This is a genomic window from Halorhabdus rudnickae, assembly GCF_900880625.1.
GTDB lineage: Archaea > Halobacteriota > Halobacteria > Halobacteriales > Haloarculaceae > Halorhabdus > Halorhabdus rudnickae.
Genome location: NZ_CAAHFB010000001.1, coordinates 1,383,727 through 1,398,662, shown reverse-complemented (window position 1 = coordinate 1,398,662; position 14,936 = coordinate 1,383,727). Strand labels below are relative to the sequence as shown.

The following is a 14,936-nucleotide window of genomic DNA, read 5'->3' as shown; positions in this document are numbered from 1 at the left end:
GTGGACTTGAAGATTCACCCTTGTGAGTGACCTTCGGGGACGCTGTCGACGTCGATCGCGGAATCTACACCGGTCGAGCGAGCCAATTCGTCGAGTCGAGCGGCGTCAATCAGCGTGATACGCCGGATCATCGCCGTCTCGAATGCCGACGGATCGACCGGATCGGTCGTCACCAGTACCGGCGTGGGATCGTCACTGCGCTCTTTGGCCACGCTGTCGAGTCGACGAACGTCCCTGGCCCCGAGCGGCGCGTTCTGACACCGAACAGACAGGAGTATCGGACGCGATTCGTCCGGCCGCCTGGCGATACCGTCGGCCGTATCGTCGTCGATCCGTTCGACCGACCACCCAAGCACCTTCCAGATGTCAACGGCCGTTTCCAGCACCGCCTCGTCGACAGTGGATTTGGTTGTCTCTTCGGTCCTACCGGGCGGTCCCCGAACCGCCGCTTCGTCGGCGGGTTGGTCCCCGTTCCCGGACTCGACGGTGTAATGGGAACTTTCGAGCGTTGCAGCCCCATCGACGTCTGTTTCGTCGGCGTTGTCCTCTGGCTTGGCGTCCGATTCGTTGGTGGCCTCCTCGCCGTCACTGGCCTCGGGTTTCGAAACTTCGTCGGCGTCTGTCTGGCCGCCACCGTCTTCGGTTTCCGGGTCGTCGACCGAGTCCCGTTCGTCGTCCCCGAGCGAGTCGATTCGGGATTCGACGTCCGAGAGCCGGTCGCAGAGTGCGTCGACCGCCGACGGGGCGAGTTGCTGTGCCGTCGAAATCGCCGCCTCCAGGTGGTCGACGGCGTCGGCGAACGCGGCGCGTGCCGCCTCGACCTGTCCTTCCTCCAGACGGCGGTTCGCCTCTTGACACCGCTGGTCGGCTGCGTGTTTTCGGGCCGTCAATAATCCGGAAACGGCCGTTTCGAGGTGGTCTCGGATACCCTCGGACTCGCCGTCGAAGCGAGACTGTTCGCGCCCCCAGTCCAGTTCGAGTACTGTCCGGAACTGCTCGTGGGCGTCCCGCCAGTGGTCGATCGCCACTTCGGGGTTCTCGGCCCGTTCGGCGGCCCGCTCGGTCGCGAGTGCTCGACGGATCGGTGCCTGCCCAAGCCGTTCGAGGTCCCGTTCGATAGCGGCGAGATCCTCCCTGACCGGTGTTGCCATCTTCTCCGGAAGGTCTCCCTCGAGTACCGACTCGAGTAGTCCCTGTGCACGTTCGTAGCCGTCGGCCGCCTGTTCGTAGGCCCCTTCGTGCCAGCGTCGCTCGGCTCGTTTGACGTGTGATCTGGCGCGATCGCGGACCAGGTCTTGCTGTTCCTCGAGCCATGCCTCTCGTACTGACGTCAACCGCTGTTCCATGGCCGGGACGGAATCATCGAACGTCTCCTGGACGTCCCGGGCGGTCGAGAGGGCCGTCTGGGCCCGTTCGCAGGCTTCCTTTGCGGTTTCGATGTCCTCGGTCGTTCTGGCGCTCTCGGCCGCTGAAACAGCGTCTCGGGCTTTCGTGAGGTGGGCTTCGAACCGTGCCCAGGCGTCGGCAGCCGTCTCGATATACGACGCGACGTCTTCGGCGTCGACTGTCTCCGGATAACAGTGCCAAGTAACTCCGCTTTCGGTCCGGAGGGTCACTCGAGAGCGACGGAATCCCGTCTCGGATTCGACGTCTTCGACAGCGTCGAACGATACCTCGAACGACCGGTCGCCGTCGCCGTCACCGACGACCATCACCGCTCGTCGGCCCGTGAGCGCGAGGAGTGCTCGGTAGCCCGAGCCGGGGCTATGTACCGTCTCCGTCCCGTCCGTTTCCTGGACGATGCCCCGATGGCCACTTGCGAAGGCCATCCGCGGCTGTTCAGCGGCGTCGAGATACGTTTCCAGTGGTCGCTCGGCGAGGTATCCCTCCCCCAGCAATCCGCCGCTTCCGGTCTCCGTCAGGAGCGCGTCGTCGACGATGCCCCCGTCGTCGGCCGTCATATCAAGGTATTCCATCTGCCGTGTAATGGTTCTACGGGTGGCTTTTCCGTCAGTGAAGACATCGATTGTGCCGTCTCAGCAGTTACTCGGACGGTGCTCGTTGCCGCACAGGCCGGCACGTCGGCTGACCGACGGACGGCTGTCTGACAGCCATTTACGTGGGTGTTGTCGGAATACGGGTGTAATGCCACGGCTCGTACTGTCGCTCCCGACGGAACTGGGCCCCGGACGGACACCCCGGTCGGACGGGGCGTTCCGGACCGACTCGGCGGCCGACTGTCGTTCACTTGACCGGCCACATCCAGACGACGGGCTTGACGATCAGCCACGGATCGAACAGTGGCTTTCGTGCTGGACGGACGGGGCCGACCGGCGATAGAACGGACGCTCTACAGGCGGAGCAGGCCGAGTGCCTCGGGGCTTGACCCCGAGGCGGTTCCCTGCATGGGAGAGGGAAGATCTATCTTGTGGTCACGAGCGTAGAGATATAATGGTAAGATCACAGTGATCGCACGACCGCCTGCGGGGGCTGAAAACCAGTCGGAGATCCGTCTCAGTTCTCGGTCGATCTTGCGGCGATGCGTTGGGCACCGATCGTCGCGGCCAGATCCGGTTCCGGCGGGGCGATCGCTTCGACGTCACGGTTGAGTGCCTCGCTGGCTCGCTCGGAAAACTCGTCGACGATGCCCGGGATGCAGGCCATGCCGCCGGTGAGCACGATCGGTTGGTCCAGGGCGAGTTGGTAGACCTTCATGTGGTCGTTGGCGAGTTCGGGCAGGAACGTGTTGGCGAACTCTTCGACGACCTCGTCGACGTACTCGTCGACGGCGTCCATAACGGAGCGTTCGATCGTGAACTCGTGGGCGCCGCCGCCGGGCTGCTGGATCACGTCCGTAAACGGCTCGAAGTTCTGGAAATCAGCGTGTTGTTCCTTGTACTCGCGGGCCGTCTGGGCGTCGATGTTGACTCGCCCCTGCGTTTCGGCCTCGACGTAGTTTGCGATCCGTCGGTCGATCTCGTTGCCCGTAACGGCACCAGTCGTGAAGGGTGCGAGTTGTTCGCCACGGCGGTACGCGGAGGCCTCGAGGTTGGTCGAGCCCATGTTTACCGCGAGGAAAATCTCGTTGATGGCCTCGAGGTCGTCGCCGAACGCGGGGATCGCACCACACAGCGATTCGGGATAGCTCTGGATGAAGTCCTCGCCGATCCCGCTTTCCTCGACGACCGACTGGAGGTTGGCCAGCCCCCGCTCGTTCTCGATGGTCGGGATGGCGTAGACGACGCCGCTGTTCGCGGGCACATCGTTGGCCTCGATGACCGACTGGAAGAACCGACGGGTGAGATCTGCACCCGCCTCGTCCTCGGGGAGGCCCGAGCGCAGCGTGAACTGAACGCGGTCAGGGTACTGTTCAGCGGCGTCTTCACCAAAGATAACCTGCTCCTCGCCGCTGATCGCGTCCTCGTAGGTCGCCAGACAGGTCAGCGTCCGGACGGTCTCCAGGTCGCCGTCCGCGCCCGGCATCGCCAGGACGGTCCTGGTCGAGCCGAGCTTGACGCCGACCGGGATCGGATCCCCGGACGGTTCCGTGTCCGCCTCGCTATCGGCCTCGGTGTCGTTGGGTTCCTCGGCAGACTCTTCGGCCGTGGCCGCTTCCTCCTCGTCCGCTGGGTCACGCTCGTCGTCTGTTTCAGCGTCGTCGACACTCATACGGTGGCGGCTTGTCTCCGCGGCAGTATATAACTACGTGTCGAAAATTCAGTCCTGATATCGGCGGACCTCGACGGGCTGGCCGACCACGGTTCGTTGACGGGCTGGGCGGTTCGACGTCCCAGTCACTGCATCGACGTGAGTTTCGCGATGTGGACCAGGCTCAACAGATGGTCGTCGATCGAGAGATCCTCGCCGTCTCCTGCTTTCTCGTCGAGGCCGAGCAAGTAGTCCTCCAGGTCGTCGCTGACGTCGTCGGTGATCCAGCCGACATCGGCGTAGTAGTCGATGGCCTCGTTGGCCCCACGGAACCCGGCCGTCTCCAGCAGGAAGGCCAGCCACTCGAAGACGACGAGTTCGCCAGCATAGCTCTCTGGGAGCCCACGCAGGTACGGCTTCTCCAGTTCGCCACCGACCATGCTCTCCATGGGAAGCAACTGCCGGTAGAGCTGGGACCGGTACCCATCGTCGCCGAGGATGTCGCCGCCGAGACCCCCGGTTTCCAGCCCGGACGTCGGCGTCTCCGCCTCGACGTCCTCGTCGCCGACCGGGATCGTGGCGCCGCCGCGCTCGCGGGCCATCTTCCGGAGTTCGTCGAGGTCGTAATCCTTCGGATTGATCGTCATAGTCGTCCCTACCGAAACGTTACGGCCACTCTATGTTAAATGTTGCAGTACGGTCGGACGCACGTCTGACGGCCCGAAGCCGTCGAATCCGGCCGCTGTCCGTTTCCCGGCCACCGCACCGACGTCACCCGATTTCAGCATTTGATACCCGCGAGCGTATTTTTATTAGTTGTCGAACCCGATGTTCGCCCATCCGAGAATGAACAGCGAGACAGCGGCCCGTCCGCCCACGGTTTGTGTGACCAACGCGAAGGGCGGAACGGGCAAGACGACCATCGCGATCAACGTCGCGGGGGCGCTCAACGAACGGGGACACGATGTCCTGTTCGTCGACGTGGATCCGCAGGGCAACGCGACGGAAGGGCTCGGTCTTCTCGACGCCTACGACGCCGAGCCGCCGACGCTGTTCGACGTGTTGACCGATCACCAGGCCCGGGCGAACGTCGGTGATCTGATCGTCGAACACGAGGAGATGGACGTTCTGCCGAGTTCTATCGACCTGCTGCAGGCCGAACACGAACTGACGATCGCCGACTTGCTGGCCTGGACGAAGACCGACGACTCGGTGGCCGTCGATCCTGACGCGTTGGGCGACCTGGCGATCAACGTCACTCCCGACGGGGTTACCGGCGAGCACGCGCTTGATACTCTCGCGCTGGCGCTGGCTGAACTCGATGGCGAGTACGACTTCGTGATAATCGACTCGCCCCCGTTTTACGGGAAACTCACCGACACAGCCATTTTTGCGGCTCAGAACGTTCTCGTGCCAGCGTTGACGGAGGCGACCTCCGAGCGGGCGATCGAACTGTTGATCGATCAGATCGCCGCCCTGGAGGGGCAACTCGACATCACCGTCGACACCGTGGGTGTGGTGGCAAACCGGGTCGAACAGACCAACGAGGACGCCACGATGCTTTCGTGGCTCGAGGAGGTGTTCGCCGACTACCCTGTCTGGGAAGTGCGCAAGCGCGTTGCCCTCCAGCGGGCTTTCTCGGCCGGTACATCTATCTTCGCCTACGAGAAACGCGTGGACATGGAAGACGTCTTTCTCAGCATCGCCGAGCACTTCGAGACACACTTCGAGACGACTGCCCCTGAGGTGACAGCATGAGCGACGACGAGGACGAACGGATGGATCGTGCGCGCCGAATCCGAGACTTACGGGAGGGAACGCGCGGTCGCGGGAATGGGGACGATCGTGACGCGTCCGACGGCGCCCCTGACGAGGAGAGTAACTCCGCCGATGCGACTGTTTCCGACGGGAGCGAACCGTCCGCGGACGGTGGCGACGGGCCGGTCCAGAGCGACGACGCTGGTGCGTCCAGCGCAAGCGACGAGGCCGCCGAGCGCGACCCAGACGATCGACAGACCAACGCGAGTGAGGGCAGTGACGACGGCGACGGAGAGACGGCTGCTGGCGAACCGGACAGCGCGACCAGTGAGGAGGCCGAAGATGCCGGTCAAGGGACACCGGCACCCGGGGAGGGCGACTCGGAGCTGGATGATGACGCCGAACCCTCGGAGACGGTAGCCCCGTCGGATGGCGACGGCGTGGAGGACAGCGCCCTCGCCGCTGCCCAGGCGGCCGCCGCGGCTGCGAGCGAGTTCGAGGGGGATGGCGATGTCTCGGCGGAGGCCGACAGCGCGGCTGCAGAGACGGCATCCGCCACGACTACGGCCGACTCACCCGCGGATTCACAGGAAGAGACAGCCACACCGGCCGGAGCGACGGTCGCGGACGCGGAGGTCGACCAATCCACTGAAGCGGAGACTCGCGTTCTGGAGTTCCGTCTGGGTGAGGAACTCTACTGTCTGGATATCGAGTACGTCGAGGAGATCGTCCGCGAGGAAACAGTTACCCGCGTCCCCAACACCCCGGACTACGTCAGCGGCGTGGTCGACCTTCGCGGGCAGATCACGACGATCCTCGATCCCAAGACGTCGATCGGGATGGAACGCACAGACGACGATCAACTCATCGTCGTCTTCGACGCGGAGACCTTCGACGATCACGGCGCAATCGGCTGGCTCGTCGACGAGGTCAACCAGGTGACGCCGATCGCCGAGAGCGAGGTCAAGGAGTCACCGATTCAGGAACCGTACATCAACGGCGTCATCGAGCGCGACGACGAGTTCGTCATCTGGACGACGCCGGAACTCGCACTCGACGTCGACGGAGACGCGTAGCGTCCCTCGTCGGTTACGCTTCTGTGAGGGCCTCTTTGACGTGTTCGACGGCCTCACGGACGGCACCGATACGCGAGAGGTGTTCGGCGCCGACGAGTGTCTTCATCCCGACTGCCGCCGTCCCGGTCAGTACTTTCGGCCCCACTTTGGCGACGGCGTCGTCGCCGACGCTAATCGTCCATCCCGACTCGTCGTAGCGATAGCGCTCTAGCCGTGGCTCGAAGTCCGCATTGCCCGAACGGCGGTGCTCGAGAATCGTCGCCACGTTCCGGGCCGCAACCGAAGCCTGTCCGGTCGCCGCCTGGGCGGTCGCCGGCACGACGCGTCCGTCGGCGTCGATCACCCGCACTGCGTCACCCAGCGCGAACGTGCGTTCTCCCACCCGTAGGTTCGCTCGCACGTCGGGCCGTTCGTCACCGAGCGCGCTCGAACCCGTGATCCCGCCGGTCCAGACGAAACAGTCGTACTCGATCGAGCCGCCCTCGGCGACCTGTATCCGGTCTGCACTTGCCCCGGTGATCGTGACGCCGGTCTCGACGGTGACGCCGGCCGAGACGAGCGCTTTGCGGACGGCGTCCTGGAGACGATCGTCGTAGCCTGGCGGGACCGAATCAGCCTCTTCGAGAAGCCGGATGTCGAGACGGTCGGCAGCGCCACGTTCCCCAGCCAGCGCGGCGAGTTCGCCCGCTACCTGGACACCTGTGAGTCCGCCGCCTCCGACCACTACCCGTCCGTCGTCCGACAGCGACTCGAGGAACGCCGATCTGACTGTCTGTGGGTCGCCGGGCCGGTGGAGTGTGACGGCGTGGTCGGCGACGCCGTCGAGTCCGTAAAACGCCGGTTCGGAACCGATACACACGGCCCCGACATCGTACTCGATCGTCTCGCCGTCGGCCAGCGTCGCCACACCGGTCTCGGCATCGAGGTCGGTGACTCGGGCCTCTCGGACGGTCGCCCGATCGAACAGTTCCTCCAGCGACAGCGTGAGGTCCCCCAGGACCTCGGGACGGCGGATCGACCGATGGAGCAGGTGACGGACGATGTGAGTCCCCGATTCGTCGACGACGAGCAACTCGTCGTCGGACGACAGCGATCGTTCCAGCCGACGGGTGACACTGACGCCGGCATACCCTCCGCCGAAGATGGCGACACGCATGGGCTTGATTGGCACGCCAGTAGCCTAAAGGCACGGACCCGTTTCGTCGGGTCCCCACCAAACCCGCCGAAACAGCGCTTCGTGGGAATGAATCGACTCAAGCGTCCGTGGTGACCCTCAGAACAGCGCTGCGTCGGCATTGCGGACGCGTGCGGGCCCGCCGACGCGCCAGACACGCGTCTCGATCCCGAGGTCGCTGATTGTCGACTCCACCTGATCGACGTGCTCGGCTGTGGTGTTGATGTAGATACTCGCGCCGGTGTCGCCCGAGAAGTAGACCGGGACGCCGTCCGAGCGAAGGTTCCGCACGGTTTCGAAGACCGCCAGACTCTCGGGCTGCCAGTATACCCACCCGCTCGGGCCGGTCATCGTCGTCGCCGCCAGCGAGAGCGTATCGTGCTCGGCGATCTCGAAGGTCCGCTCGAAGTCGCCGCGGCCGAGCGCGTCGCGCATGTCCGCGAGCTGTTCGTGAACGTGAGCGAGTCGGCCCTGGAACATGTGGCTGTCTTCAGCCTCTGCGTGGGCCGCCTCGGTCTCCTTGTATGCGGGGATCACTGCGCCGACGATCCGCACGTCGTCCTCGAAGTCGACATCGAGCCGTTCCGAGCGACAGTCGGCATCGTTGCTGCCCGCTCGGAGATCAGAGAACCCGCCCGTGACCGCCCGCGCCGCGGACGTCGATCCCCGACGAGCGATCGTCGAAATTTCAGGGTGCGTGAGCTCAAGGTCGGTGGCTTCGACCAGGGCGGTCGCCAGTGCGGCAAAGCCCGACGCCGAGGAGCCAAACCCCACGTTCGTCGGGAAATTGTTCTCGCTTTCCATCCGGACGGCGTGATCGATCCCGGCCCGCTCGCGGACGTGATCGACGACGGTCCGGATGCGTTCGGCGCCACGCCCGTCGACGCGGTCGCCGTCGATGACGTAGGTGTCCTCGTTGCGATCGGGTTCGAAGGCGACGGTCGTCGTGGAGTTACTCGGTGCAGTACAGAGACTGATCGAATCGTGATACGGCGTCCGCAGGTCGGGATCGCGTATCCCGTGGTACTTCACCAGTCCCTGGATCGGGTGGGCCGTCGCTGTCGCTTTCATACCCGCTTGTGTTCCTGCCGGCACTTAGATACCGCGTAATCGGAAACCCGTCCGGCCCTCCGAAAGCGACGGGGCCGGTTCGGATTCGTTGCGTGAACAGCGCGATCTCCACTCGGAAATCAAACGACGATCCGCCGAGCACCACTCGACGACCGTCCCGACGGAGCCGACAGCGAACGTGGAGTGCCGCGGATGACGGTTTGCAGGTTCTATCCGGTCGGCCCTACACCAGCGCGCCCGCAGCGGCGATCGCTTGGTCGCTTGCGAGCCCGAAGGCCGGAAGCAATAGGACCGTGACGACCGCCGCGACGACGATGGCCACATAGAGCCCGACAGGATAGGACTCGATCTCGAACTCCTGGGTCGGTTCCTCGACCCACAGCGCCTTGACGACCCGCGAGTAGTAGAACAGCGAGAGGGCGCTGGCGATCGCCCCGACCGCGGCCAGCCACCACAGGCCGGCCCCGACCGCGGCGCCAAAGAGGACGTACTTCGAGAGGAAGCCTGCCCCGACGGGCAGGCCGGCGAGGCTGAACAGGAACACCGTCATCGCCACCGAGGCGACCGGTGCTTCCGTGGCCAGTCCGGCGTAGTCCTCGAACGTTCGGCCGACGTCCCAGTACTCCGCCAGGGCGACGAACAGGAACGCGCCGGTGTTCATGAAGCCGTAGACCAGCAGGTGTAGCATGCCAGCCCCGAGCACGAGGTCGGCGTTGGCCGTCGGCGTCAGTGCCGCCAGCGCGATCAGGACGTACCCGGCGTGGCCGACCGACGAGTAGGCGAGCATGCGCTTGACCGACTCCTGGGTGGCGGCCGCGAAGTTACCCAGGATCATCGTGGCGACCGCAAGCACCTGGAATAGGACGAGCCAGTCGATGGTACTCGCGACGGCCTCCAGCGGGAACGCAGTCGTGAAGATCCGGAAGGCCAGGACGAATCCGGCGGCCTTCGACGCCGAGGAGATGAACGCCGAGATGGGCGTCGGCGCGCCCTCGTAGGCCTCGGGCGCCCAGAAGTGGAACGGGACGCTGGCGGTCTTGAACGCGACGCCACCGACGACCATCACGATTCCGACGCCGAGAATCCCCGGCAGTGCGGTCGGATCGACCGCGCCTGCGACGGCGTCGAACTGCAGTGACCCGGTCGCGCCGTATACCAGACTGATCCCGTAGGCGAAGATCGCTGACGAGAGCGCCCCGACGAGGAAGTACTTCAGTCCGCCCTCGACGCTGCCGCGGTTGTCCTTGAGGTAGGCGACCAACGCGTAGGAGGGCAGACTCGACAGCTCCAGCGCGATGAAGGCCGTCGCGAAGCTATCGACCGAGCCAAGCAGCGTCATGCCGGTCGCCGCAAGGAAGAGCAACGAGAAGTACTCCGCCTGGTAGGGCTCGCCGTCGATGTAGTCGTAGCTCGCGAGCACGACCAAGGCGAGGACGCTGGCGACAATCGTCCCGAGCACCAGCGTCATGCCGTCGACCAGCAACTGGCCGCCAAACAGGTCGATCGGCGTAGTCTGACCCGTTCCCGCAAGCAGGTACCAGACGTTGAACCCGAGGGCGGAAAGCGCCCCGAGCAGGCCGACGCCGGTCAGCAACGCCGGACTCGTCGTGTCGGGTTCCGGTTCGATACTGTCGATCACGAACAGAGCCAGCGCCGTCGCCCCCAACACGAGAGCGGGTGCCAGCGCGGCCCAGGTCGGGAGATCGATCACAGCCATTAGACACCACCTCCGAGTTCGAGGATCGGACCAATCGCGTCTTGGATCATCCCGTAGAAGAGGTCAGGAGCGACCCCCAGGGCGATCACGCAGGCCAACAGGACCACGAGCGGCGCCACGTCGTGGACGGGCGCCCGCCCGAGTTCATAGTCGGTCTCCAGGGAGAACGGTCCGAACAGCGTCCGCTGCATCGCGAGAAGCAGGTAGCCCGCCACGATCACGATCCCGAACATCGCGAGAGCGGTGAAGATCGGCGCACCCGGCAGCACCGTCGAGGGGAACGCCCCGAGGAAGATCAGCACCTCGGCGGCGAACCCGCTCATGAGGGGCAGGCCCATGTACCCGAACGCGGCGGCGACGAAGATACCGGCCGCCACGGGCATTCGATCCGCGAGTCCGGACATGTCCCCGACCATCCGCGTGTGGGTCTGGTTGTAGATCACGCCGACGACCATGAACATCAGCCCCGAGATGAACCCGTGGCTGACCATCTGGAAGGTCGCCCCGCCCAGCCCGTGGACGGTGTAGGCGATCAATCCCAGCAGGACGTACCCCATCGACGAGATCGAGGAGTACGCGACGATCCGCTTGAGATCGCGCTGGGCCAGCGCGAGCAGCGCGCCGTAAATCACGCTCACCACCGCGAAGATCGCGATGATCTCTGCGTTGGCTTTCGCGACCTCTGGCAGCATGGTGAAGTTGAATCGCAGCAGTGCGTAGGTCCCCATCTTCAGGAGGACCCCCGCCAACAGGACCGACACCGGCGTCGGCGCCTCGACGTGGGCGTCCGGCAGCCAGGTGTGAAACGGCACCATCGGGACCTTCACTGCGAAACCGGCGAACATGGCGATGAAGGCCGCGCCCTTCAACGCGCCCGGCCCGAGACCCGCGAACTCGCCGAGTGCACCGGCGTTGAGTGCCTGGGCGATCTCCGGGAGGCCCAGCGTCGTGACGCTATCGCCCAGCCCGAAGACCAGCGCGATGAAGCCGATGAACATCGCCAGGCTGGCGACGTTGGTGTAGACGAAGAACTTGATCGCGGCGTACTTCCGGCGCGGACCGCCCCAGATGGCGATCAGGAAGTACATCGGGACGAGGACGACTTCCCAGAAGACGAACCACAGGAAGAAGTCAAGCGCCCCGAACACGCCGAGCAGTCCCGCCTCGAGCAAGAGCACGAGTGCGTAAAACTGCGACTGACGCTCGTCGATCGGCGTCCAGGCCGAGACGATCGCCGCCGTGGTCAGAATCGTCGTCAGGATTACCAGCGGCATGCTCACGCCGTCCAGGCCGACGTGCCACTGTAGCTGATAGCCCGCCAGATCGATCCATCCCATCGTGGTCTCGAAGGCTGGTTCGCCACCCGAGAGCAACGCATTGGCGACCCCGTCGAAGGCCGACCACAGGTAGAGACTCCCAAGGAGTGGCACGAGACTGAGGAGAGCGGCGAGTTTCCCGGCGTAGCGATTCGGCGCTAGCGCGACGATCCCGGAACCGACCAGAACACTTGCGAGGAGTGCTTCCAGTAGCATTCAGAACCACCCCTCGAGGAGTCCGAAGGCGACCAGCAACGCGACCAGCGAGAGGGTGATCAGCGTCGCGTAGTGAGTCACGAGCCCCGTCTGGATCCGGCGGATGCGTTCGCCGCCGAAGAGACTCACGCTGCTGACCGCGTCGACGATGCCGTCGATAACGCTCTGATCGAACGTGTCCGCCGCCCGCGAAAGCGGGAGCGTCACGTCACGTGCGAGCCAGACCTGATACTCGTCCTGGTAGTAGTTGTTCATGAGCAACGTCTTCAGCGAGCCGAGTTTGTCCGTGTGTTCCTCGGGGTCCGGGACGGCGTACAGACGGTAAGCGATCCCGGCGCCGAGCAAGGCCAATCCGAGCGAGACCGCGGCGCCCGCGAGGACAGTTCCGGTTTCTCCCAGGGGATTCGTGGCCGTGTAGCCCGCGTAGTGATGGAGGAGGTCTCCGTAGTGGTGGACGGACGTTCCGAACGAATCGGGGGCCATGTCCAGCCAGTCGTGCAGGAACGTCAGGTGGATGCCCGTGACCTTCTCGACCGGTGCGAGGTTGATCACGCCCGCGACAGCCGCCAGGATTCCAAGCACAGCGAGCGGGAGCTTGACGTTCCAGCGGACGCCGTGGGGGTCCTCGGCGGTTTCGGTCCGGGGTTCACCGTGGAAGGTGAGAAAGACCATCCGGAAGGTGTAGAAGCCGGTGAAGGCGACGGCGAGCAGACCCATCGCGTAGCCAGCGAGCAACAGCGGCGAGCCGCCCAGCCCGTGGATCAGGGTCTCGTAGAGCACCTCGTCTTTCGACCAGAAGCCGGCGAAGGGGAAGATGCCCGCCAGCGCGAGCGAGCCCGAGAGGAACGCATAGTAGGTGACGGGCATCCGGTCTTTCAGCCCACCCATGTCCCACATGTTCTCGTTGTGATGCATGGCGATGATGACTGCACCGGCCCCCAGGAACAGCAGGGCCTTGAAGATCGCGTGTGTCGTGAGGTGGAAGACCGCAGCGACGTATCCGCCGCCACCCAGCGCGAGCATCATGTAGCCGTACTGGCTGATCGTCGAGTACGCCAGCACCTGCTTGAGTTCCTGTTTGACCAGCGCCATCGACGCCGCAAACAGCGCGGTGAAGCCGCCGACCAGCGCGATCACGCCCAGCGCCGTTGGGCTGAGCAGGTAGAAGCCGTACATCCGCGCGACGAGGTAAACCCCGGCGGCGACCATCGTCGCGGCGTGGATGAGCGCCGAGACGGGGGTCGGACCTTCCATCGCGTCGGGCAGCCACGTGTGTAAGGGGAACTGGGCGGACTTGCCGATCACGCCGCCCAACACGAGCAATCCGAGCACCGTGAACCAGGCCTGTTCACCCAGGCCGAAGTACGTCGTCACGCTGTGCTCGCCTGCCAGGGCTTGCTCGGCCATGTGCGGGAAGCTCTCGGCCCCGGCGAAGAGGCCGGTACCGAAGGTCGCGAAGATCCCGACAGTCCCGACGAGGAAGAAGTAGTCCCCGAAACGGGTGACGAGGAAGGCTTTCTTCGCCGCGGAGGATGGCCCTTCCTCGCGGAACCAGAAGCCGATCAGCAGATACGAACAGAGACCGACCAGCTCGAAGAACATGAACGCCATCAGGAGGTTGTCCGCGAAGACGAACGCGAGCATGCTAAAGGAGAACAGGCCGAGTTCGGCGTAGTACCGCGGGAGCCCGGTCTCGCCCTCGTCGTTCATGTACCCCAGCGAGAAGACAAAGACCAGCAGGGCGATCAGCGAGACGATCACGAGCATCAACGCTGACAGCGGGTCGATGAGAATGCCCAGATGTAGCGAGAGTGTGTCCTGTCCCGTGACGAAGGTATAGAGATCGGCGTGATACGTCTCCCCACCCGCGACGGTCACCAGCGCCCAAATCGAGAGAACGAGCGAGCCGGCCAGGGCGGTGATGCCGGCCAGGGCGCCACGTTTCGGGAGGTAGTTCCCGCCAAACAGCGCAACCACGAACGCTGCAAGCGGTAACAGTGCGATCGCCGGCGCGAGATCGAATGCTCCTGTCATATTACCTCCGCATCGTCGTCGGCACCGTCACGTCGATGCCACCGAAGTTCCGGTCCAAGACAAGGATGATCCCCAATCCGATCGCCACCTCGGCGGCTGCCAGTGCCATCACGAACAGGGCAAAGACCTGTCCGGTGAGATTGCCGTAATGCAACGAGAACGCGACGAAGTTGATGTTCGCGGCGTTGAGCATCAGTTCGACCGACATCAAGAACATGAGGGCGTTCTTGCGGGTCAAGATGCCAAAGACACCGATGGCGAAAACGGCCGCCGACAGCAGGAGATAGCCGAGGATGCCGACCATCACTTCTCACCCCCCTCACGGACGCGATCCAGCACCGAGCCATCCTCCCGACGGGCCAGCAGGATCGCGCCGTCGAGGGCGGCGTCCAGTGCGATCGCGATCAGGACGAACGAGACGAGAAAGCCCTCAGTCACGATCGGGGACTGCCCGGCCATGTCGAACAGCGCGTAGCCGATCCCCGCCGTGATGCTGACCCCGGCCTCGAAGCCGGCCGCGTCGGGGAACGTCGCGCTGACGAACACTGCCGCGAGAACGCCGAACAACGCGAGCGCGGCCACCGCGCCCACCGGGTTCAGATCACGGACCATCCGCGGGCGGCTCACTGTCTCACCCCACGTTGATCCATCTCCGGATCGTCATCACTCCCTCGCGTCAACATGACGGCGAAGGTTATCAGGATGAGGACGCCGCCGACGTACACCAGGACCTGCATCGCCGCGACGAACGGCGCCTGGGCCATGACGTAGTGGACGGCAACACTGAGCAGCGCCACGCCGAGCAACAGCGCCGAGTGCCAGACGTCCCGGGCGAGGACGACGCCGAGGCTTGCCCCGACGGTCGTCAGCGCAAAAAGCCCAAACGTGACTGTCTCGAGTACTCCCATGCTAGGTCTCTTTGCGCC

At 64.7% G+C, this 14,936-nt stretch carries 14 protein-coding genes; 3 read left to right on the top strand and 11 right to left on the bottom strand.

Annotated features, from left to right (window positions below):
- Positions 1 to 14 precede the first annotated feature (14 nt).
- A complete protein-coding gene (locus BN2694_RS06980) occupies positions 15 to 1,961 on the bottom strand; it encodes a restriction endonuclease (protein WP_135663725.1) in 1,947 nt (648 codons plus the stop codon).
- Between the two features lie 184 nt (positions 1,962 to 2,145).
- Here BN2694_RS06980 and BN2694_RS06975 point away from each other — a divergent pair, with 184 nt between their 5' ends.
- Positions 2,146 to 2,340, top strand: a complete 195-nt coding sequence (locus BN2694_RS06975; RefSeq protein WP_135663724.1) for a hypothetical protein — start codon at positions 2,146 to 2,148, stop codon at positions 2,338 to 2,340.
- 174 nt (positions 2,341 to 2,514) lie between these two features.
- On the opposite strand, the gene BN2694_RS06970 is transcribed toward BN2694_RS06975, so the two are convergent.
- Both BN2694_RS06970 and BN2694_RS06965 read right to left on the bottom strand, forming a co-directional pair.
- The gene (locus tag BN2694_RS06970; protein ID WP_135663723.1) at positions 2,515 to 3,669 is read right to left on the bottom strand and encodes a hypothetical protein; all 1,155 of its coding nucleotides are present in this window, start codon (positions 3,667 to 3,669) and stop codon (positions 2,515 to 2,517) included.
- Positions 3,670 to 3,794: 125 nt separating this feature from the next.
- Entirely contained in the window at positions 3,795 to 4,295 is a 501-nt protein-coding gene (locus BN2694_RS06965; protein ID WP_135663722.1) for a FlaD/FlaE family flagellar protein, read from the bottom strand.
- Positions 4,296 to 4,494: 199 nt separating this feature from the next.
- On the opposite strand from BN2694_RS06965, the gene BN2694_RS06960 reads away from it, so the two are divergent.
- Both BN2694_RS06960 and BN2694_RS06955 read left to right on the top strand, forming a co-directional pair.
- Complete coding sequence (locus BN2694_RS06960) at positions 4,495 to 5,406, top strand: ParA family protein (RefSeq protein ID WP_135663721.1); 912 nt, start codon at positions 4,495 to 4,497, stop codon at positions 5,404 to 5,406.
- Positions 5,403 to 6,482, top strand: a complete 1,080-nt coding sequence (locus BN2694_RS06955) for a chemotaxis protein CheW (protein ID WP_135663720.1) — start codon at positions 5,403 to 5,405, stop codon at positions 6,480 to 6,482. The genes BN2694_RS06960 and BN2694_RS06955 overlap by 4 nt, the downstream gene beginning before the upstream one ends.
- A 13-nt stretch (positions 6,483 to 6,495) precedes the next feature.
- On the opposite strand, the gene BN2694_RS06950 is transcribed toward BN2694_RS06955, so the two are convergent.
- The 8 genes from BN2694_RS06950 to BN2694_RS06915 form a co-directional block, all read right to left on the bottom strand.
- On the bottom strand, positions 6,496 to 7,638 hold the full coding sequence (locus tag BN2694_RS06950; protein WP_135663719.1) for an NAD(P)/FAD-dependent oxidoreductase: 1,143 nt from the start codon (positions 7,636 to 7,638) through the stop codon (positions 6,496 to 6,498).
- Between the two features lie 117 nt (positions 7,639 to 7,755).
- A complete protein-coding gene (gene mvaD, locus BN2694_RS06945; RefSeq protein ID WP_135663718.1) occupies positions 7,756 to 8,727 on the bottom strand; it encodes a phosphomevalonate decarboxylase MvaD in 972 nt (323 codons plus the stop codon).
- 223 nt (positions 8,728 to 8,950) lie between these two features.
- On the bottom strand, positions 8,951 to 10,444 hold the full coding sequence (locus BN2694_RS06940; protein WP_135663717.1) for an NADH-quinone oxidoreductase subunit N: 1,494 nt from the start codon (positions 10,442 to 10,444) through the stop codon (positions 8,951 to 8,953).
- The gene (locus tag BN2694_RS06935) at positions 10,444 to 11,976 is read right to left on the bottom strand and encodes a complex I subunit 4 family protein (RefSeq protein ID WP_135663716.1); all 1,533 of its coding nucleotides are present in this window, start codon (positions 11,974 to 11,976) and stop codon (positions 10,444 to 10,446) included. Before BN2694_RS06935 ends, BN2694_RS06940 begins: the two co-directional genes overlap by 1 nt.
- The gene (gene nuoL / locus BN2694_RS06930) at positions 11,977 to 14,010 is read right to left on the bottom strand and encodes an NADH-quinone oxidoreductase subunit L (protein WP_135663715.1); all 2,034 of its coding nucleotides are present in this window, start codon (positions 14,008 to 14,010) and stop codon (positions 11,977 to 11,979) included. It lies immediately after the preceding gene.
- 1 nt (position 14,011) lies between these two features.
- Entirely contained in the window at positions 14,012 to 14,314 is a 303-nt protein-coding gene (nuoK, locus tag BN2694_RS06925; protein WP_135663714.1) for an NADH-quinone oxidoreductase subunit NuoK, read from the bottom strand.
- The gene (locus BN2694_RS06920) at positions 14,314 to 14,637 is read right to left on the bottom strand and encodes a hypothetical protein (protein ID WP_210408925.1); all 324 of its coding nucleotides are present in this window, start codon (positions 14,635 to 14,637) and stop codon (positions 14,314 to 14,316) included. Before BN2694_RS06920 ends, nuoK begins: the two co-directional genes overlap by 1 nt.
- Positions 14,634 to 14,918, bottom strand: coding sequence for an NADH-quinone oxidoreductase subunit J (locus tag BN2694_RS06915; protein ID WP_135663713.1), 285 nt, complete (start codon positions 14,916 to 14,918; stop codon positions 14,634 to 14,636). The genes BN2694_RS06920 and BN2694_RS06915 overlap by 4 nt, the downstream gene beginning before the upstream one ends.
- Positions 14,919 to 14,936: the final 18 nt, after the last annotated feature.

Coding starts and splice junctions, on each gene's coding strand:
- BN2694_RS06950 (WP_135663719.1), bottom strand. CDS start 7,638: ATGCGTGTCGCCATCTTCGGCGGAGGGTATGCCGGCGTCAGTGTCACC.
- BN2694_RS06980 (WP_135663725.1), bottom strand. CDS start 1,961: ATGACGGCCGACGACGGGGGCATCGTCGACGACGCGCTCCTGACGGAG.
- BN2694_RS06975 (WP_135663724.1), top strand. CDS start 2,146: ATGCCACGGCTCGTACTGTCGCTCCCGACGGAACTGGGCCCCGGACGG.
- BN2694_RS06935 (WP_135663716.1), bottom strand. CDS start 11,976: ATGCTACTGGAAGCACTCCTCGCAAGTGTTCTGGTCGGTTCCGGGATC.
- BN2694_RS06960 (WP_135663721.1), top strand. CDS start 4,495: ATGAACAGCGAGACAGCGGCCCGTCCGCCCACGGTTTGTGTGACCAAC.
- BN2694_RS06915 (WP_135663713.1), bottom strand. CDS start 14,918: ATGGGAGTACTCGAGACAGTCACGTTTGGGCTTTTTGCGCTGACGACC.
- mvaD (WP_135663718.1), bottom strand. CDS start 8,727: ATGAAAGCGACAGCGACGGCCCACCCGATCCAGGGACTGGTGAAGTAC.
- BN2694_RS06970 (WP_135663723.1), bottom strand. CDS start 3,669: ATGAGTGTCGACGACGCTGAAACAGACGACGAGCGTGACCCAGCGGAC.
- nuoL (WP_135663715.1), bottom strand. CDS start 14,010: ATGACAGGAGCATTCGATCTCGCGCCGGCGATCGCACTGTTACCGCTT.
- BN2694_RS06940 (WP_135663717.1), bottom strand. CDS start 10,444: ATGGCTGTGATCGATCTCCCGACCTGGGCCGCGCTGGCACCCGCTCTC.
- nuoK (WP_135663714.1), bottom strand. CDS start 14,314: ATGGTCGGCATCCTCGGCTATCTCCTGCTGTCGGCGGCCGTTTTCGCC.
- BN2694_RS06955 (WP_135663720.1), top strand. CDS start 5,403: ATGAGCGACGACGAGGACGAACGGATGGATCGTGCGCGCCGAATCCGA.
- BN2694_RS06965 (WP_135663722.1), bottom strand. CDS start 4,295: ATGACGATCAATCCGAAGGATTACGACCTCGACGAACTCCGGAAGATG.